Consider the following 19,994-nt stretch of genomic DNA (forward strand, 5'->3'; position numbering starts at 1 on the left):
GAGACTGCCGCGCTCCGCTCGCGGTGACGTTTTTTAACATAGAATCTCAAGTTACATTAAGATCAGGGTTTTTAAGTATCAATCTCCGATCAATCTATAAAACATACAGACCATGCATACAAATTCCACCATAGAACTCAGCCTTTCCGCATTGAAAAAAAACCTGTCTTTCTTAAAAAGAACTTTTGGCCGTGAGGTAAGGATATCGTCGGTAGTCAAAGGGAATGCGTATGGTCACGGTATCAGGGAATTTGTGCGGATGGCCTCCCGGTGTGGTATTGACCATTTTTCTGTTTTTGATTCCAACGAAGCCAGAAAGGTCAGGGAGGTGGCCGGGAAAAATACGGAGATCATGATCATGGGCTTTGTCGAAAACGAATCGCTCGCCTGGGCAGTGGCCAATGATGTTTCTTTTTTTGTTTTCGAAAAAGACCGGCTGCAAAAAGCGGTAAGGGTAGCTAAAAAGCTCGGAAAAAAGGCCTGTATACATGTGGAGGTCGAAACCGGGATGAACCGTACGGGGTTCGACCTCAGGGAAATTCCGGGCGTGATCAGGTATATACAAAAGGAAAAAGACCACCTTCAGCTCAAAGGACTTTGCACGCACTATGCCGGGGCGGAAAGCGTGGCCAACTATTACCGGGTTACGGAACAGATCAAAGTTTTTAAGAAGGTACACAGCCTGTTCATCAAGGAGGGGCTGCGCCCGGAAATAAGGCATACCGCATGTTCCGCAGCGGCTATGGTATACCCGGAAACACGAATGGACATGGTGCGTATAGGGATCATGCAGTACGGCCTGTGGCCCAGCCCGGAGACTTTTGTGAGCCTGCTTAACAGACGAAAGGCCAAAACCGACCCCTTGCGAAGAGTTATAGCGTGGAAAAGCAAGGTGATGAGCATCAAAAAGATCAGGGCCGGGGATTTTATCGGCTATGGCACACATTTTATGGCCAAACAGAAAATGAAGATCGCTGTGGTCCCCATAGGCTATTCGCACGGGTACAGCCGTTCGCTGAGCAACCAGGGCCGGGTGCTGATACACGGCCACCGTTGTGTTGTAGTAGGTAGCGTAGGCATGAACATGATGATCGTTGATGTTTCCGTGATCACGGACTTAAAGAAGGGAGACGAAGTAGTGATGATCGGTGCCCAGGAGCAGGACGATATGACCGTGGCCTCCTTCAGCGATTACAGTGACCAGCTCAATTACGAGCTCCTGGCCAGGCTTTCCCGCGACATCCCCAGAAAAATAGTGGACTGATTGTGTATGACTTAGCTTTTTTTTGTAACTTTTGATGTTCTTTTCAATCCCGGGATCATGAAAGAAAGGATAACATCATACAGGGAATTTTACAAATTCTACCTTACCGAACACCGTAACAAGACCAGCCGTATACTGCATTTTACCGGTACATTCCTCGTTTTTGTACTTGCCGCGGCCTTTATAATCGGCAAAGGCGGATGGCGATGGCTGCTTGTACCCGTAGTGGGCTATGGTTTTGCCTGGATGGGCCATGCCTTCTTTGAAAAGAACAAGCCTGCCACTTTCAAATACCCGTTGTGGAGCCTGTTATCGGACTTTAAACTCTTTTTTGAAATTATCCTTGGAAAGCGTTCATTTGATAGTCGAAAAGACGGTTGAAAATTTAAGGTTACAGGTCGTTGGATAGCGCTTTGACGGTCCCCCTCTGCCTTCGGCATCTCCCCCGGAGGGGAAAAAATTATCCTTTAAACACTATAATTTTATTACACTTCCATTCCGGTATAAAAAAGGTAAAAACCGTCCCCTTAGGGGAGATGCCGAAGGCAGAGGGGACATCTATTTCATTCAATCTACATCAATCTCCTACCAATCTTTATAAACAACAGCACCCCACCAACTCCCCGGCTACTTAACTCTAACCGTCCATTCGAAATTAAAGGTGGAGACCACATCGCCATTGCGGTCCATGCCTACGGATTTCATCCAGAAGGTCTGCCCTTCTCCCGTTTCGATGGTTTTTTGTATAGCCTCGTCAATAAGATGTCCGTCATTACAGGTAAACGTAATTCTTCCCCGGGCTTTTTTGGAAAAACTGGCCTTGTTATTGGCCACCAGCATGGATATCCGTTTTCCGCTGGCCCTGATCCCGGATATGACCATGGCTCCGGTAGATAATTCTGCTGCCATGCCCTGTACGGCCCAGAACATGGAGTTAAACGGATTTTGATTGATCCACCGGTGTTTTACCGAAACCACACAACTCGTTCCGTCAATACTTTTTACCCGCACACCACACAACCAGGCAGACGGTATTTTTAACATGGTAAATGTGTTCAGTTTTTTTGGGCTTATCTTCATAGGTCTGATTTTACCCCCCTAAGATATAGAAAATATTGTTGCGAGTATTCAGGTGTACGAGTGTTCGGGTATTCGGTTTCGACACCCGTCTACCCGAACACCGGGAAACTTAAAATGTTAATGTTATGTTAATTTACAGTACTATGTTTTGCATAATACCTGTTTTTAGATATATATTTGCATAAGAAAATAATAGGTTATGGAATCAACTATCACACAAAATCACAAAAACGTAGCAGCGATCATACATGCTTCTACCTTTTCCAAGTACCTTATCCCCTTCGGGAATTTTTTACTTCCGCTGGTATTGTGGATGTCCAATAAAAAAGCATCGCCTTTCGTGGAGCATCACGGCAAGCAGGCCATTAATTTTCAGGTAAGCATTTTGTTGTACAGCATTTTTCTGGGAATCCTGGCCATACCTCTTGCTTTTTTTACGACCTGGGATTTTATAGGGTTGTCCGATCTCCACGAACTCAACACACATGTTATAAATTTCAGTTTCAGAAATTTTTTCAACCTGGGGGAGCACCTGGTATTCTGGAGCGTTTTCGGTATACTGGGCCTGTCTCTTTTTCTGCTGAACGTTATCTGTACCATCATGGCTGCAATGCGTGCCCACGAGGGCATGGAATACAGGTATCCCCTGACCATTTCATTTTTAAAATAAGTTCATCATCAATCATCACACATACATCAATCAAAAAACGAACAGTTAATTAAAAAGCATTATGAACTCATGAAGATCGAAAACACAAAAGCACAGATGCGCAAGGGAGTTCTGGAATATTGCATCCTGTCTATCCTCAGGGACCAGGACAAGTATGCATCGGAGATTCTGAAAACCCTCAAGGACGCAAAAATGCTCGTCGTGGAGGGCACGATCTACCCCCTGCTTACCAGATTAAAGAATGCGGGGCTGCTCAATTATCGCTGGGAAGAATCTACTTCCGGCCCTCCGAGAAAATACTATACCCTGACGGATACGGGAAAATTGTTTTTAAACGAACTCTCTTCCACGTGGGAAGAGTTACACAACGCAGTAACTATCGTAACAAGCCAAAACACCTCAAACAATGAATAAGACGACAAATATAAACCTGGGCGGACTGTTCTTCCATATCGACGAAGATGCCTATATAAAGCTCCGCGACTACCTCGATGCCATAAAACGGTCCTTTACCGACTCTCAGGGGCGTGATGAGATCATTGCTGATATCGAGGCCCGTATTGCCGAGCTTTTCTCTGAAAAAATACAGAACGAAAAACAGGTGATCGGCATAACTGAGGTAGAAGAGGTCATTTCCATCATGGGACAGCCCGAAGACTATCTCGTAGACGAAGAGATCTTTGACGACCAGCCCGAAAAGGAAACGACTTCTACACAACAGCCTCATCAAAGAATAAGCAAAAAACTCTTCCGCGACCCGGATGACAAGTATATTGGCGGAGTTTCCTCCGGACTGGGGCATTACTTTGGTGTAGACGCCCTATGGATACGTCTTTTATGGATATTGCTGGTCGTAGCCGGGATAGGAACGGGTATTGTTATATACATCCTCCTCTGGATACTGGTCCCTGAAGCTGCCACCACTTCACAAAAACTGGCCATGAAGGGCGAGCCCGCAAACATCAGTAATATCGAAAAGAAAGTACGGGAAGGTTTCGAGGAAGTCTCCGAAAAAGTAAAAAACGTGGACTACAAGAAAATGGGCAACAAGGTAAAATCCAGCTCCCGGACCTTTTTTGACTTTGTAGGAGACACCATCCTGGTATTACTCAAGGTATTTGCCAAGTTCATAGGCATTATCCTTATTATCTGTGCGGCCTTCACCATCATCGGACTGTTCGTAAGCCTGTTCATCTTTGGTTCCGCAGGCTTTATCGAAGGCCCATGGACACATTACATAGAAGTGGTCAACACTACGGGAGTGCCCGTATGGATCGTATCGCTATTGACCTTCCTGGCCATTGCCATTCCGTTTTTCTTCCTGTTCCTGCTGGGGCTGAAAATACTGGTTAACAATCTCAAATCCATAGGAAGTACGGCCAAGTATGTATTGCTGGCCCTCTGGATCATTGCTGTCATAGGACTCACCGTAATAGGCATACGACAGGCTACGGAAAAAGCCTTTACGGCCAGTTCTACGGAAACCAGACAGCTTCCTCTTCCGTTAACCGACACCCTGCTGATAAAAGCAGAAGACTACGGCTCCTGGGACGACCGGTTTTATAACGACGATTTCGATATTGTGATGAACAACGGCACTAAAAAGTTATATCTGGAGGATGTTAAAATAATCAATTTTAACACCTCGGTAGATTCTTCTGCCACGATAAAAACACATAAAAGCGCTGAAAGCAGTAGCTATGAAAAAGCCAGGGAAAAGGCCTCTGATATCGAATATGGTTTTTCCCTGACAGACAACACCCTTATATTCCAGAACTACCTGCTCACCGACTATAAAAACAAATACCGCGAACAGGAAGTAGAGATTACCCTATCCCTGCCGGAAGGTACCGTTATTTTCCTGGATCCTTCCCTGAGGAGGATCCTGGGATATACGTTTGCCAACAATATGGGATATTCCGGTTATGATATGCAGGGACATTACTGGAAAACCAGCAGGGACGAACTCATTTGCCTGGACTGCGAAGAAAAGACCATTTTGGATGAAGGCGACGAAGACAAGGATAACGAAAAAGTAAAAATAGATTCCAACGGTATCGATATTGACATCAATGATGAGAACGGCGAAAACTTTAAGCTAAAGATCGATGAAAAAGGCATAGAGATCAAGACCGGAAGTAAAAATGACACCCTGATATAACAGTTCATCAATAAAAAAATGCAACTCAGCAACAAAACTTATCATCACAATAAAAAGTATTAAAATTTTGTAATTGCAATACATTTTATCTCAATCATTCATTCAACACACATCTATCAACCAAAAAACGAAACGTTATGACCACAGTAGTAAAATTCCTCATCGCAGCAGCACTTGCCCTCTTTCTGTCTTCCTGCCAGATAGACCGTATCATGGGAGTTACCGGAAATGGCAATGTACAGACCGAAAACAGACACTCGGTTAAGAACTTCACCGCCATTAAGGCGAGTAGCGGCCTTAACGTATATATTACCCAGGACGCGAACTATACGGTTAAAGTAGAAGCCGATGAAAACCTGATCAACCTTATCCGTACCGAAGTAAGCGGTGGTGAATTGCGTATTTATCCCGAAAAAAATATCGGCAGAGCCAAATCCAAAAAGGTTTATGTGAGTTTGCCCGAGGTCACCGCCATCACTTCTTCCAGCGGATCTGATGTCTATGTGGAGAACATCCTGAAAGCTGATAACCTGGAACTGAAGTCCACCAGCGGCAGTGCACTTCGCCTCGAAACAGAGGCAGACAATATGACCTGCCGGGCCAGCAGCGGTGCCAACATAAGAATAAAAGGGACCGCCAATACACTAAAGGCCAGGGCCAGCAGCGGCAGTGTCATCAAGGCCGAAGACCTGCAGACAGCCCGCTGTGATGCGGAGGCCAGCAGTGGCGGTAACATCTCGGTTTTCGTTACAGAAGACCTCACGGCCAGTGCCAGCAGCGGCGGGGATATCCGGTATTCCGGTAACCCGGAGTCGGTATCCACCGGGAAGTCGGTATCCGGAAGCGTAAGGAAGGACTGAACAAAATAATCCGGCCCCATGTCATTCCGACGATAGGAGGAATCTCCAAGGCAGGAGATTCTTCGCTTCGCTCAGAATGACATGGGGCCGAATCCTTAGCCTATTCCTTTCACCTTCTTCCGCCCTATGGCATACAACAGGATCAATACAGCGACCATAATGGCAAGCCTTGCTATATAATCGCCATAGGTGGCGTAAAAGGTCTTTTTTTCGTTAAGGCTTATTTTTCCTTTAAGTGCTCCCTTGCTGCCGTATGGAAGGGTTTTCAACACTTTTCCCCTTTGGTCTATAAAGGCCGATATCCCGGTATTGGCACTTCGCGCTACGCTCCTCCTCGTTTCAATGGCACGGAGCCGGGCATAACTGAGGTGCTGCTTATGCCCCTGAGAGTCGCTCCACCAGCCGTCGTTGGTAATAATGGCCAGGAAATTCGCTCCCTTGTTTATATAGCCCGTAACAAATTCGCCGTATACCGATTCGTAACAGATAATGGGAGCGGCCTTGTACTTCCCGTTTTCCGATGTAAAGACCGAGCGCTCTTTTTGTATGCCTTTGGAAGCTATCGTTCCTCCCAGGTCTATCATGATATTCCCCAAAAGCGGCTCCAGTATCTCTTTAAAGGGAAAGTTCTCCACACCTACCACCAGTTTCGATTTGATATAAAACTGCAGGCTATCGGTATTGTCTACCTGAAGTGCTGCATTATAAGCATCATACCATCCGCCCCCATTGATCCTGTTAGCGGTGGGGGTCGGTTTTTCGCCCTGCCGGTAGCGCCTGTAAAAATCGGCTCCTGTAATAACATTCAGCCCCGGATATTCTGCCGGGAGTTGTTGCAATACCGCCCTGGCCCTTGACCGTTTGAAACCGTCTATGTTTACCCCTTCCGGAAGCGCTGTTTCGGGGGCGATCACATAATCCGTATCATCATCCATAGCTCCCCTTGCTATATCTACCAGGTCCCGGGCCATCGTCATATTATTATTACCCATCTGGTATTTTTCACTGTACGGATCTATATTGGGTTGCAACACCACAACCTCAGCTTTTGGGGAAGGGATTGTATAATTGTGATATATAAACAGGGAAATAACTACCGGAATGGCGATCATCAATACATTTTTGCCTACTCCCAGAGCCAATCGTTTTTTGTCTTTGGTCAGGATAAAATGTTCAACGGTCTTGAAGAGGCCTATATTTACGATCCATATCCAGAGGTCACCGCCGAAGGTCCCGGTATATTCGTACCACTGTATCCAGGAAGGATATTCGGAAAAACCGTTGCCGAGGTTGAGCCAGGGCCAGGAAAAATCCCAATTGAGGTGAAATTTCTCGAAGGCCATCCACAGGGCCGGGAGGAATACCAGGTGTATCTTGGGTGGCAGTTTGCGGGCCACCAGGTGGAATATCCAGAAAACCAGCGTCATGAGCAGGGAGTTGACCGCTATGGCAAAAAACATCCCGAAACCTGTGGAATACCATATCCACCAGGTGGTTATGGAGTTCCATACCGCAAAGGCCAGGTAGGCATGGGCAAAGAGCCTTAATCCCCTTCTTTTTTTACCGGAGGCCCTGATATTTTTTTCGGCGAGAAGCAGTGGTACAAAAGCAATAAAAAGCAGGATCGGAACCCCGTAAACAGGCCAGCCAGCAGCCAGCAGCAAGCCAGAAACCAGGGCGAGAAGTAAGTTGTTTTTTGTCATTTTTACTGTATTAGCCCCCCTCGGCTCCCTTCGACTTCGCTCAGGGACCACCGCTTGGGGACCGGATTTTAGACTGTGTTTCAGATAACAGGAGCTTCAAACAAAACCATCCCAGTTCCCGAGCGGGCAAGTTATTAAAAGTACATTAAATATTCATATTGAATTTTCATGTAATTTTCAATGCGGAAATTTAATGGTATTTTTACCCAAACTTTCAGCCGAATGAAAAAACATATCCCGAATACCCTAACGCTTCTCAATCTCCTGTGTGGTTCCATAGCAACTATTTATGCCGTAGAAGGATTGTTTGGGATCACGGCCTTCTTTGTTTTCCTCGGTATCTTTTTCGATTTTTTTGACGGCTTTGCCGCCAGGAAGCTCAGGGTGCAGAGCGAAATCGGGCTGCAACTGGACTCTCTCGCCGATATGGTCACAAGCGGGGTGGTTCCCGGTATTGTGATGTATCAATTATTGAAAATGAGCTTAAATACTACATGGGGAGAGGTCCCTGTCATCGACATTAATATACACGACACCTATTTCGTTATAGCTTATGAATCGTTTATCCCTTTTATAGGCCTGCTTATCCCCCTGGCTTCCGCCTACCGGCTGGCCAAATTTAATATCGATGACGACCAGCAGACTTCGTTTACGGGACTTCCCACACCGGCCAATGCGCTTTTTATCCTGTCACTTCCCCTGGTGCTTATCTATCAGGATAGCGACATGGCCTTTGCCATTATACGCAATACCTGGGTGCTCATAGCCATAACCCTGGCCAGTTGCTATATGCTGAATGCCAACATTAAACTGTTTGCCCTGAAATTCAAGAACTGGGGGCTCCGGGAAAATGCGGTGAAATATGTTTTCCTGATACTCTGTGCCCTTCTGCTGGCCATGCTCCGGTTTGCTGCTATCCCGTTGATCATTATTCTTTACGTCATTATCTCACTAATAACAAATAAAAGATCATCCCTTGTCAACTAAGATAAGTGGATCGGAGCATTAAGAACTTTTCCCTGTTGAAGTGTATTTTCGCTTCCGGATAAATGTAAAGATAAAACCGGACAAAGCCAGGAGAAGCAGGGGAAATCCGAGATTTATCGCCTTCCATTGTGCATGTTGTACTGTCACTTTTTCCTTGTCGAGAAAAGGGATGGCCACTTCCTTGCTTCGTATGTAGATCAATCCGTTATCGTCCAGGAGATAGTTAACGCAGTTCTTCAGGAATTCCTTGTTGCCATAGAAATTATTGGTCCATTTGTCATAGCCCAGTTCCAGCGGGCGGCCTTTGTTCAACTGATTCTTTATCAGGTCACCATCGGAAATAACGATCATCTTGGTGGCTGTCCCTTCTTCCAGGTTATCTTCCAGCTCAAGCGGCTTTACCCGGTTTTTGTACATGGAATTGAACTTTCCTTCCAATAGGATGGCCAGGGGCTGAAGGCCGTTGTTGTAGCTTTCCTTATCAGGTTTTTCAGTAATGATGTCCAGGTTGATCTCCACAGGGGTCCCTACGGTTTTGGACAAGGGCGAACTGGTGAGCAATACGGTTTTTTGCACATTGTTTTTCAGGGTATCCATGGCATTGGCAAACTCAAACCGCAGGGCCTCGATATTATTGTTCACCGGGTGATTGTTGGGCGAAAAGACCATGGGGGAATAATACCAGGGATAAGGATCGTAGCGCGAACTGTTTCCTTCTCCCGAAGCAAGGACGATCTGGGTAAAGTACAGGTCGTTGACCAGCACGGGGTTGATACGCACTCCGTAGGAAAAGAACATATCGCGAAGGTTCAGGTCTCTCGGCAGGGCAAAGGTCCTGCCCGATGCGTTGTACAAACTGTCCATTTCCGCGCTTACCTGATCTATAAGCCACAGGGATTTTCCACCGCGCATGGTATACTGGTCCAGCACCGCTTTTTCTTCATCCGAAAAGGCCTCTGTCGGTTTTGCTACGAGGAGCATGTCGTAATTCTTTAATTCGCGGAGGGTTTTCTGCGGGGAAGCCGCTACCGAATCGAGCGTAAAGGGGGCCAGGTTATAGTAATCCCTGAGCGTGGTGAGGAAATCGGCCATGTAGATATCGTCCAGTTCCCCGTTGCCTTTCAGTACGGCTATGTTTTGTTTGTTCTCTATGGTGAGTTTGGCAAAAGCATCGGCAAAAACGTATTCCAGTTGCTGTACTGAATTCCGTACGCGTTCTTCATCGGAAGCGCCCAGCTTGTTCTTGAGCAAGGGCACCCTTACGCTTTTGTCCCCGTAATTGGCCAATGCCCAGGGGAAAAGCATTTCCTGCGATATCTTCCCGCCTTTTTCTTCCGAAAAGTTCAGCGGGGTAAGCCCCATGGACTGTAATTCCCGGATAATGGCCTCTGAATTCTCTTCATCCTCCAGGGGGTCCACAAAGTTGAAACGGATGTTTTTGTTCCTTGCGGCAAATTCTTCGAGTATCTGTCTCGTTTCGTCGTGTAGCTTTCGGAATTCGGGCGGGAGGTCACCGTCCAGGAAAACATCGACAACAAGAGGGATCTCTACCTTTTTCAATGGTTGCAACGATGCTTCCGACAGGGTATAGCGTTTGTCATGGGTAAGGTCGAACCTGCCGTAGAATGTTGTAGAGAGGTAGTGCAGCACTACGAGCAGGGCCAGAATAATAGTGATATTCAGGATATTTTTTTTATTCATTCAGATATCGTGTTTTCTGTTGGGGTTACACCCCCTCTGCCTATCCTTCGACTCTGCTCAGGAACCACGGCATCTCCCCCTCAAGGGGGAGAAATTATTCATCTTTTTATCTCAATATTCACTTGAACTCATTAGCCCCCGTTTCGGTAATCTGTCACCGGTTGCGATTGCTTTTTAGTTTAATCACAGTGATGAACAAAAAAAAGAAAGCGACGGACAGGAAATAAATAATGTCACGGGTATCGAGGACGCCGCGGCTTATGCTATCGAAATGGGCTTTCATTCCCAGTGCCGAAAAACCTTCTCCCAGGTGATATACTGAGCTTGCCGAAGTGCCCAGGGCAGAAAGGCCTTCAAAACCGTAATAAAACAGGAAACAAACAAACACGGAGACCAGGAAAGCCACGATCTGGTTTTCTGACAGGGTGGAAGCAAAGATCCCGATAGCCGTATAGGACAGGACCAGAAAAAGCAGCCCGAAATAAGAGCCTGCCGTGCTTCCTGTGTCCAGGTTACCTTCCGGGTTTCCCAGTTTCCATACGGTAAGCACATAGAGCAATGTGGGGAGCAATGCTATGATGGTCAGGGCAAATGCCCCGCCGTATTTTCCCAAAACGATCTGCCAGGTATTCAGCGGCCTGGTGAACAACAATTCGAGCGTTCCCAGCTTTTTTTCGTCTGAAAAGCTCTTCATGGTCACCGCCGGGATCAGGAACAACAAGATCCAGGGCGAAAGCCTGAAAAAAGCGGTAAGGTCGGCAAAACCGGAATTGAGTATGTTGTATTCGCTGTCAAACACCCATAGGAACAATCCGTTCAGCACGAGGAATATCGCAATGACGAGATAGCCTACTGGGGAAGCGAAAAATGAGGTTATTTCTTTCTTTAATATTGCGAACATAGGTCGGTATTCGATATTCGGTGGTCGGTGGTCGGTGGTCGGTGGTCGGTGGTCGGTGGTCGGTATTCGGTGACACTGATCACTGTATACCGATCACCGATTACCGGCATATCAGGCTTTATAAAAACCGTATCGTTACCACATCCCGGTAGTTCAATCCGAGCAGGCTCGACGCGCCACCAACGGTTTCCAGGTTACTTCGGTAAATGGCCAGTTCTACATAACCGGCAGAATTAAACACGGCCAGTCGCCTTCCATCGTCATCGCGCCGGGGTTTTTCCACGGAAAAATTGACGATATCGCTGTATTTATTATGTATTTTTTCAAACTTATAATTCCGGGCATAAAGCTCAAAATCCCTTCCTTTTCTCACATTTTCAAACAGCTGCCGGGAAATATTGGTCACCACGTTTCCATAGTTATCCACATAGATCACATGCCCGGTAATGAGGTTCTGCTCCGTATTTATGATAGGCGTAAAGATCTTCAGCGATTTCAGCTCATTTACAGGCTTGCCTACAACTTCCAGCGTTCCTCCCCGGGCAATATGGCAGGCCACCTTTACAAAAACGTCCATACAGGGAAAAATGGTATCCAGATCGTTGTAAATATTTATCTCCACTATTTTGTCCGGGTTCATCTCACCGGCCACGAGTGACATTATCCCGTTATCAGCCCCCACGAAATAATGATCGTCCAGCAATACGGCTATATGCCTGTTGTCCGGGTTCCGTTCAGAATCTACTCCAAATACATGAACGCTTCCTTTTGGAAAACTTTTATAGGCATTCTTGAGAATGTAGGCTGCTTCCTGCACATTGAACGGGTTGACGGAGTGCGATATATCCACAATTCTCACGTCTTCCGTCTCACTGTAAATCGCTCCTTTGATGGCCCCTACAAAGTGGTCTTTCTCCCCGAAATCCGTAGTTAAACTTATTATAGCCATAAAATAGTACCGACGCTTTTTTTGTGTAATTTAGCAAGAAAATGATCCCTTAACCGCATTTATATATCCAAGGGGGTATGGAAAGCACAAACCTACTAAAAAAACAGGGGATAAACCATATAGCGCAACACACTTTTTTATAGTATCTTTAGGGAAGAATAACTGAAGATTTCACCCGGTGAAAATCCGGGTATTTAAAACCGGAAAAACCAAAAGTAAACCTGGTTTTATCATTTTCCGGTGATGGCATGATGACGAACATAACTAAAAAATAATCAAACCCAACAGCTTTTGAACGAAATAGTAGTAGAACTTACCGAGATCAGCCCGAGGGAATTCTTCGGCGAGCAAAACATCAACATTGAACTTCTCAAAAAGTACTTTCCAAAACTGAAGATCGTGGCCAGGGGAAACAAGATCAAGGCCTATGGCGACGAAGAGCTCCTGGAAGAATTTGACAAACGCCTGGACCTGCTGGTCATGTATTTCGGTAAATACAACAAACTGGACGAAAATACCATAGAACGTATCCTTACCAGTGATGAAAAAGAGGCTTATGAAGCCCCTCTGGAAAACAACCAGGTACTGCTTCACGGGGTCAATGGCAGGCTCATCAAAGCGCAAACCGTCAACCAACAGCGGCTGGTAGAGCAGATGAAAAAGAAAGACATGGTCTTTGCCATAGGTCCGGCAGGTACGGGAAAAACCTATACCGGGGTGGCCCTGGCCGTAAAGGCGCTGAAGGAAAAACAGGTGAAGCGCATCATCCTCACCCGCCCCGCAGTGGAAGCCGGTGAAAACCTGGGGTTCCTCCCAGGGGACCTGAAGGAAAAGCTTGATCCGTACATGCAGCCGCTCTATGATGCTTTGCGTGATATGATCCCGGCCGAAAAATTACAGAACTACCTGGAAACCGGTATCATTCAGATCGCCCCCATGGCGTTTATGCGGGGCCGGACGCTCGACAATGCTTTCGTTATTCTCGACGAAGCCCAGAACACCACACACGCCCAGATGAAAATGTTCCTTACCCGTATGGGCAAGAATGCCAAGTTCATGATCACCGGCGACCCCGGACAGATAGACCTTCCCAGAAGGATCATATCCGGGCTTAAAGAAGCCATATTGGTCCTCAAGGACATCAAAGGCATAGGCGTGGTTTATCTCGATGAAAAAGATGTCATTCGCCACAGGCTGGTGAAAAACATTATTGATGCTTATAAAAAGATTGAGCATAATAATACGTAGTTGTGGGAGAGTTTTTGAATTTGAGAAGATCCCCCTCCGCCTGCGGCACCTCCCCCCAAGGGGGAGGAAAATATTCGGTTAATTTTCTGATTCCTAAAATAGTGGCAATTAAAAAGATAATATTCTCCCCTTCGGGGAGATGCCGAAGGCAGAGGGGATTGAACTTTTAACTTATATTTGCGGAAAAATCAGTATAGTGTAACATGAGCAACAATACCATAACTTCCACCGCCTATAATTTTCCGGGACAAAAAGATGTTTACAAAGGTAAAGTCCGCGAAGTATACTCCGTGAATGACAACCTTCTGGTGATGATAGCCACCGATCGTTTATCTGCCTTCGATGTAGTGATGCCCCGGGGCATTCCTTACAAAGGACAGATCCTGAACCAGATCGCTACCAAGATGATGAAAGCTACCGAAGACATCGTACCCAACTGGCTTATCGCAACTCCCGACCCGAATGTGGCCGTAGGGCATAAATGCACCCCTTTTAAAGTGGAGATGGTGATCCGGGGTTATCTGTCCGGTCACGCTGCCAGGGAATACAAGGCCGGAAAGCGTCAACTCTGTGGCGTGTCCATGCCGGAGGGAATGAAGGAAAACGACAAGTTTCCCGAACCTGTCATTACCCCATCTACCAAGGCCGACGGAGGTGCCCATGACGAAGACATCTCGCGCGAGGACATCCTGAAACAAGGTATTGTCTCCGAAGAAGACTACATCCAACTCGAAGCCTATACCAAAGCCCTCTTTCAGCGGGGCACGGAAATAGCTGCACAACGCGGGCTTATCCTCGTGGATACCAAATACGAGTTCGGCAAAACAAAAGACGGCAAGATCGTACTGATAGACGAAATACATACCCCCGACTCATCCCGGTATTTCTACGCCGATGGCTACCAGGAACGCCAGGACAAAGGAGAAAAACAGAAGCAGCTATCCAAGGAGTTCGTTCGCCAATGGTTGATAGAAAACGGCTTCCAGGGCAAGGAAGGCCAACAGATACCGACCATGAATGACGAGTATATCACTTCAGTATCGGACCGTTATATAGAACTCTACGAACAGATCACGGGAGAGCCGTTTGAAAAGGCTGATATCAGTGACATTGAAAGCCGGATAGAGAAAAATGTGGTGGATTACCTGGGTAACTTATCCTAATCCTGATCATTAGTTAAACTTAAAAAAAATGTGTCATTCTTCATGAGGTTCTTCGCTTCGCTCAGAATGACACATTTTTTTAGTAGATCAGGATCATGCCTTTTGTTTTTCCGAAGGGAGGAAAACCGTAAGTAACCCCAGCAACGGCAGGAAAGAACACATCTTAAACACATAGCTGATACTCGTAGCATCGGCCACATCGCCCAGCACTGCCGAACCTATTCCGGCAATGCCGAAGGCAAAACCGAAGAACAAGCCGGAAACCATACCTACTTTACCGGGAATGAGTTCCTGTGCATAGACCAGTATGGCAGAAAAGGCCGAAGACAGTATCAGGCCGATAAGAACGGTAAGTGTCCCTGTCCAGAACAGGTTTACATAAGGCAATAAAAGCGTAAAAGGCGCTATTCCCAGTATACTGAACCAGATCACGTATTTACGGCCAAACCTGTCGCCCAGCGGTCCGCCGAAAAAAGTTCCGGCAGCTATGGCAAAGAGGAACACAAACAGGTATACCTGTGAGGCCTGCACGGACACATCAAACTTGTCCATCAGGTAGAATGTATAGTAGTTCGTAAGACTGGCCATATAGATATACTTGGAAAAAATAAGGAACAGCAGGACAACTATCGACCATATCACCTGTCTCCTGGACAAACGGTGTCCCAGCGCCACCTTATCGCGCTTTACCTTTTTGGTGGGGAGCCTGTACAAATTGTTCTTATACCACTTCCCTACCCGTGACAAAACGAGGATGGCTACCAAAGCAGCCAGGGAAAACCAGATCACAGAAAACTGTCCGAACGGCACAATGATCATTGCGGCCAGCAAAGGCCCCAGTGAGCTTCCGGCATTCCCTCCCACCTGGAACAGGGACTGTGCCATTCCGTGCCTTCCGCCGGATGCCATATGGGCTATACGCGATGCTTCCGGGTGAAACACTGAAGACCCCACACCTATAAGCCCTACACTCAGAAGTACCGTACCGAAGTTTGGCGCCATAGACAGCACCACCAGCCCTATAAGTGAAAATCCCATGCCGATGGCCAGGGAATACGGTTTGGGGTATTTGTCCGTATACAATCCTACCACAGGCTGCAACAAAGAAGCCGTAAGCTGAAACGTAAGGGTAATAAGCCCTATCTGGGCAAAACTCAGTTGAAAGGACTCCTTGACCAGCGGGTAAATAGAAGGGATTAACGATTGCAGGGTATCGTTCATCAAATGTGAAAAGCTCAATGCGAACAACACCGGAAAAACTGTTTTTTCAGCCATATTTTCCGATGTTGCATAAGTGGAAGTATTCTTATGCATAGCAATTTGGATTAAGGAAACAGCAAATTTACGGTAATTCCCCATAACGGATATGCAGGCCTGCACTTTTAACAACAAAATGGACTGTTAAAATTGCACCTCTCCCATTTGTCTAATTTTAAATACTTTTGCACCAAACAGAGAGCCATGCTGCCAAACGATACGATCATAGCCTTAGCAACACCCAGTGGTGCAGGTGCCATTGCCGTTCTCCGGGTTTCCGGAAAGGAGGCCATAAACATTGTGGACGGGAAATTCCGGTCGGTAAAAGGGAAAAAACTGTCCGAGCAAAAAAGCCACACCATTCACCTCGGACATATTACAGACGGCGCCAGGGTACTCGACGAAGTATTGGTCAGCATTTTCAAGGGGCCTCACTCCTACACCGGGGAAAATGTGGTGGAAATTTCCTGTCATGGCTCCCCGTATATTCAAAGGGAGATCATACAGCTTTTTCTGCGAAATGGCTGCCGTATGGCCAATGCCGGGGAGTTTACCCTCCGCGCATTCCTAAACGGCAAGCTCGACCTCAGTCAGGCCGAAGCTGTGGCCGACCTCATCGCTTCGGATAACGAGGCGTCCCACCAGGTAGCCATACAGCAAATGCGCGGCGGTTTTTCCGGCGAAATAGAAAAATTGCGCCGGGAACTCCTCGACTTCGCTTCCCTCATAGAACTGGAACTCGATTTTGCCGAAGAAGATGTGGAATTTGCAGACCGAAGCCGGTTTGAGGAACTGCTGCAACGTATAGAACTCGTATTGAAACGGCTCATCGATTCGTTTGCAGTGGGTAATGTGATCAAAAATGGTATCCCCGTAGCTATCGTGGGAGCTCCCAATGTAGGGAAATCCACCCTGCTCAATGCCCTGCTCAATGAAGAAAGGGCCATCGTAAGCGACATCGCCGGAACTACCCGCGACACTATTGAGGATGAAATGGTCATTAACGGCATAGGCTTTCGCTTTATAGACACAGCCGGTATCCGCGAAACCGAAGATGTGGTAGAAAGTATCGGCATTAAAAAGACTTTTGAGAAGATCACCCAGGCACAGGTGGTCATTTATCTTTTCGATGCCAGCCATTTCCGGGAAAACAGCGATACGATAGTTGTAGAGATCGAAAAAATAAAGAACAAATTTCCGCAAAAACCCCTCCTTATCCTGGCCAATAAAATAGACCTGGCCGATGCAGACCAAATAAAAAGTAACCTCAACTACGAAAACCTGCTGCTCATTTCAGCCCGGGAAAACATCGGTACCGAAAACCTGAAAGACAAACTGCTTGAATTTGTAAATACCGGGGCACTTCGCAATAACGAAACCATTGTTACCAACAGCCGTCATTACGATGCCCTGCTCAAGGCTTTAGAAGAAATTCAGAAGGTGCAGCACGGGCTACAATCCGGCCTGTCGGGGGACCTTCTAGCTATTGATATCCGGGAGGCGTTGTATCACTTCGGGGAGATCACGGGGCAGGTGACCAATGATGAGTTGCTGGGGAATATATTTGCTAATTTTTGTATCGGTAAATAAATCTACTTTCTTTTAGTTTTTATTACTACATTATTAATTGAATATCAATTAAATAACTCCATTTTTATTTTCATTTCTCAATACATTTTTCTATGTTTGTTACACCTATAGTACACCTCATCGCATAAAACCCACAACGAGGTGTACCAAATTACACCTCGAAATGAAAATAAGTTTAAAAAAGAAAAAACTCAATAGCGGGAAGATCAGCCTTTATATTGAATATTATAAAGGCTCGTATATTGATAATGACGGAAGAAAAAAACACCTACGGGAATTTGAATACCTGAAACAACATTTACACCAGGACCCAAAAACTGCTGAGGAAAAAAGAGAGAACAAAGAGGCCTTAGAATTAGCCGAACAGATACTAACCTTGCGCAAAGCAGATTATATCCAGGGAAAATACAATATCAAAAATGACAGAAAAGCCAAAACTAACTTTCTGGAATACTACGACAAATTAAAAGAAGAGCGGTATGAAAGCAAAGGCAACTACGATAATTGGGATGCAGCTTTAAAGCATATCGAAAAATACTGCCCGCCAGCTATCACCTTTGCGGATATAGATGAGAATTTCGTCAAGGGTTTTAAAAGGTACTTGAACACTAAAGCCAAAACAAAAGGCGGTACTCCCCTATCGCAGAATTCCAAATACACTTATTTCAATAAATTCAAAGCCTGCCTGCGTACCGCGTTTGAAGAAGATTATCTCGATAAAAACATTATCAAGAGCGTTAAAGGTTTTGAGCAGGGAGAATCTCAGAGGGAATACCTTACTTATTCCGAATTACAGGCTTTAACCGGGGCAAAATGTAAATACCCTGTTTTGAAATCAGCATTTATTTTTAGCTGCCTTACTGGGCTAAGGTGGAGTGACATCAATAAATTAACCTGGTCCGAAATCCGGGATGAAGATGACAGCTCCCGAATTGTCTTCAGGCAGAAAAAAACCGAAGGTTTGGAGTATCTTTATATTTCCGACCAGGCAAGAGACCTGCTCGGTAAACGTGGAAATGGAAGTGAACGGGTATTTACAGGGCTTAAATACGGTGCTCATTTTAATGCGGAAATATTACGCTGGTGTATGAGAGCCGGTATTACCAAACATATTACTTTCCACAGTGCCCGGCATACGTGTGCCGTACTACTCCTGGAACACGGTGCAGACATATACACCGTATCCAAAATTCTCGGTCACCGGGAATTGAGAACTACTGAAATCTACGCCAAGATTGTTGACACCAAAATGAAGGAGGCAGCGAATATTATACCTGAACTTAAAATTTAATAATGTGTTTAATTCCTTTTATGAAAAAATACACCGGATAGAGAAAAGGATTAATTCTGTTTCAAGCAAAAGTGCTGAAAAGTTCATACTTATTTGGATTATATCAACTCTGATTCTTTTAGGTTATAGCGTTTTTAACCTGGATTTTATGTCTGTTTGGTGGAGAACCATTGTGTTACTTGTTTTACTGCTTTTTCTCTTTAGCTATTTTATCATATTAGGCTATAAGCAATACAAAAGGAAACACGCTAAAGAAGCAGTAAACCTCCCCAATACCTCCGATACCACTTTGAATATAAACCAAACGGAAATCCTCATAAACTTCCTGAAAAAATGGTTTAGTTCACCAAAGGGTTCTGATACCCTGGAAAATGACCTGAAAAATCTTTTGGAATTAAACCTGGCAAACATAGAAGATGGTGGCCTGATCTCCGAGGCCAACAAGAAAATAGACATCGGGAGAATTCTTTTTCAAATTGCCCATATCGGGATTTGGGATGAAGAGGACGTAAAAAAGATTTATAGCAAGAGTATTATTTCCCATAACCGGAGCATCAATGCTTTTAAGGACAATACTTTCAACGATCATAAAAACAGCTTAAAAGAGAAGAAAAAGCTATATGTTAAAGATAGTATTGACATCCCTAAAATATTAGGTGTCGAAAGGCCTCCCCTTTGATCTAATTGTTTTTACTTGTTTATTTTGGTTTTTAATCCTCCCTGTTATTTCATGCTATAATTTTGTTTTCAGGAATTCTACAAAAAGAAAACAAAGGCCTTTGTTCATTAGTAATTTAAATCTTTACGATAATGAACAATCTCGAATTAGAAGAGCGCCTGGAACGAATTGAAAAACTTCTTGCGTTCAACAAACGTGTCCTGACTTTTGATGAAGCCTGTGACTATACAGGTATTTCAAAGAGCTATCTCTATAAGTTAACTTCAGAGAACAGGATTCCTTTTTCCAAACCCAACGGTAAAGTGATCTTCTTTGAAAGGGAAAAGCTCGAAAACTGGCTGTTGAGAAACCACAGGAGATCCCGACAGGAAACAAAGGATGAAGCACTGTCCTACGTCCTGAAGAACAAAAAAGTCTAAAATCCCCTACCCTCTTAGACTTTGTTATTCAATTTTTAGCCTGAACCAAAACTGTATTAGATATACGGTTT

The 19,994-nt window shown here is 45.4% G+C and carries 19 protein-coding genes; 13 read left to right on the top strand and 6 right to left on the bottom strand.

Annotation, left to right across the window (positions count from 1 at the left end):
- The first annotated feature begins 112 nt into the window (after nt 1-112).
- Entirely contained in the window at nt 113-1,264 is a 1,152-nt protein-coding gene (gene alr / locus KN811_RS07375) for an alanine racemase (protein WP_187965445.1), read from the top strand.
- A gap of 57 nt (nt 1,265-1,321) precedes the next feature.
- The gene (locus KN811_RS07380; RefSeq protein WP_187965444.1) at nt 1,322-1,645 is read left to right on the top strand and encodes an Mpo1-like protein; all 324 of its coding nucleotides are present in this window, start codon (nt 1,322-1,324) and stop codon (nt 1,643-1,645) included.
- A 246-nt stretch (nt 1,646-1,891) separates the two neighbouring features.
- Here KN811_RS07380 and KN811_RS07385 read toward each other — a convergent pair whose 3' ends face one another.
- A complete protein-coding gene (locus KN811_RS07385; protein ID WP_187965443.1) occupies nt 1,892-2,344 on the bottom strand; it encodes a DUF4442 domain-containing protein in 453 nt (150 codons plus the stop codon).
- 199 nt (nt 2,345-2,543) lie between these two features.
- On the opposite strand from KN811_RS07385, the gene KN811_RS07390 reads away from it, so the two are divergent.
- From KN811_RS07390 to KN811_RS07405, 4 genes are all read left to right on the top strand, one after another.
- Nucleotides 2,544-3,014, top strand: coding sequence for a DUF4870 domain-containing protein (locus tag KN811_RS07390; protein WP_187965442.1), 471 nt, complete (start codon nt 2,544-2,546; stop codon nt 3,012-3,014).
- 69 nt (nt 3,015-3,083) lie between these two features.
- Nucleotides 3,084-3,428 carry a PadR family transcriptional regulator gene (locus KN811_RS07395; RefSeq protein ID WP_187965441.1) on the top strand — a complete coding sequence of 115 codons (345 nt, stop codon included), beginning with the start codon at nt 3,084-3,086 and terminating at the stop codon, nt 3,426-3,428.
- On the top strand, nt 3,421-5,175 hold the full coding sequence (locus KN811_RS07400; RefSeq protein WP_187965440.1) for a PspC domain-containing protein: 1,755 nt from the start codon (nt 3,421-3,423) through the stop codon (nt 5,173-5,175). The genes KN811_RS07395 and KN811_RS07400 overlap by 8 nt, the downstream gene beginning before the upstream one ends.
- Before the next feature lie 137 nt (nt 5,176-5,312).
- Nucleotides 5,313-6,035: a head GIN domain-containing protein gene (locus KN811_RS07405; protein ID WP_187965439.1), complete on the top strand. Its 723-nt coding sequence runs from the start codon at nt 5,313-5,315 to the stop codon at nt 6,033-6,035.
- A gap of 95 nt (nt 6,036-6,130) precedes the next feature.
- Here the strand turns inward: KN811_RS07405 and lnt are convergent, their stop codons facing one another.
- Nucleotides 6,131-7,738, bottom strand: a complete 1,608-nt coding sequence (lnt, locus tag KN811_RS07410) for an apolipoprotein N-acyltransferase (RefSeq protein WP_187965438.1) — start codon at nt 7,736-7,738, stop codon at nt 6,131-6,133.
- A gap of 222 nt (nt 7,739-7,960) precedes the next feature.
- Between lnt and KN811_RS07415 the strand changes: the two genes are divergently transcribed.
- Nucleotides 7,961-8,725 (top strand): CDP-alcohol phosphatidyltransferase family protein, encoded by a 765-nt coding sequence (locus KN811_RS07415; protein WP_187965437.1) that lies wholly within the window; start codon nt 7,961-7,963, stop codon nt 8,723-8,725.
- Nucleotides 8,726-8,743: 18 nt separating this feature from the next.
- Here the strand turns inward: KN811_RS07415 and gldG are convergent, their stop codons facing one another.
- From gldG to KN811_RS07430, 3 genes are all read right to left on the bottom strand, one after another.
- Nucleotides 8,744-10,426 carry a gliding motility-associated ABC transporter substrate-binding protein GldG gene (gene gldG, locus KN811_RS07420; protein WP_187965436.1) on the bottom strand — a complete coding sequence of 561 codons (1,683 nt, stop codon included), beginning with the start codon at nt 10,424-10,426 and terminating at the stop codon, nt 8,744-8,746.
- A 154-nt stretch (nt 10,427-10,580) separates the two neighbouring features.
- On the bottom strand, nt 10,581-11,327 hold the full coding sequence (gene gldF / locus KN811_RS07425) for a gliding motility-associated ABC transporter permease subunit GldF (RefSeq protein ID WP_187965435.1): 747 nt from the start codon (nt 11,325-11,327) through the stop codon (nt 10,581-10,583).
- A 118-nt stretch (nt 11,328-11,445) separates the two neighbouring features.
- On the bottom strand, nt 11,446-12,276 hold the full coding sequence (locus tag KN811_RS07430; RefSeq protein ID WP_187965434.1) for an SAM hydrolase/SAM-dependent halogenase family protein: 831 nt from the start codon (nt 12,274-12,276) through the stop codon (nt 11,446-11,448).
- 291 nt (nt 12,277-12,567) lie between these two features.
- Here KN811_RS07430 and KN811_RS07435 point away from each other — a divergent pair, with 291 nt between their 5' ends.
- Together KN811_RS07435 and KN811_RS07440 are read left to right on the top strand one after the other, a co-directional pair.
- Nucleotides 12,568-13,524 carry a PhoH family protein gene (locus tag KN811_RS07435; protein ID WP_187965433.1) on the top strand — a complete coding sequence of 319 codons (957 nt, stop codon included), beginning with the start codon at nt 12,568-12,570 and terminating at the stop codon, nt 13,522-13,524.
- A 203-nt stretch (nt 13,525-13,727) separates the two neighbouring features.
- Nucleotides 13,728-14,687, top strand: a complete 960-nt coding sequence (locus tag KN811_RS07440) for a phosphoribosylaminoimidazolesuccinocarboxamide synthase (RefSeq protein ID WP_187965432.1) — start codon at nt 13,728-13,730, stop codon at nt 14,685-14,687.
- Nucleotides 14,688-14,780: 93 nt separating this feature from the next.
- Here KN811_RS07440 and KN811_RS07445 read toward each other — a convergent pair whose 3' ends face one another.
- Nucleotides 14,781-16,001: an MFS transporter gene (locus tag KN811_RS07445; RefSeq protein ID WP_187965431.1), complete on the bottom strand. Its 1,221-nt coding sequence runs from the start codon at nt 15,999-16,001 to the stop codon at nt 14,781-14,783.
- A gap of 147 nt (nt 16,002-16,148) precedes the next feature.
- Here KN811_RS07445 and mnmE point away from each other — a divergent pair, with 147 nt between their 5' ends.
- From mnmE to KN811_RS07465, 4 genes are all read left to right on the top strand, one after another.
- Nucleotides 16,149-17,534, top strand: a complete 1,386-nt coding sequence (gene mnmE / locus KN811_RS07450; protein WP_187965430.1) for a tRNA uridine-5-carboxymethylaminomethyl(34) synthesis GTPase MnmE — start codon at nt 16,149-16,151, stop codon at nt 17,532-17,534.
- 163 nt (nt 17,535-17,697) lie between these two features.
- Entirely contained in the window at nt 17,698-18,825 is a 1,128-nt protein-coding gene (locus KN811_RS07455; RefSeq protein WP_187965429.1) for a tyrosine-type recombinase/integrase, read from the top strand.
- A 148-nt stretch (nt 18,826-18,973) separates the two neighbouring features.
- The gene (locus tag KN811_RS07460) at nt 18,974-19,504 is read left to right on the top strand and encodes a hypothetical protein (RefSeq protein WP_187965428.1); all 531 of its coding nucleotides are present in this window, start codon (nt 18,974-18,976) and stop codon (nt 19,502-19,504) included.
- Between the two features lie 131 nt (nt 19,505-19,635).
- Complete coding sequence (locus tag KN811_RS07465; RefSeq protein ID WP_187965427.1) at nt 19,636-19,923, top strand: helix-turn-helix transcriptional regulator; 288 nt, start codon at nt 19,636-19,638, stop codon at nt 19,921-19,923.
- Nucleotides 19,924-19,994 lie beyond the last annotated feature (71 nt).

The organism is Sinomicrobium weinanense (genome assembly GCF_018863395.1).
GTDB classification, from domain to species: domain Bacteria; phylum Bacteroidota; class Bacteroidia; order Flavobacteriales; family Flavobacteriaceae; genus Sinomicrobium; species Sinomicrobium weinanense.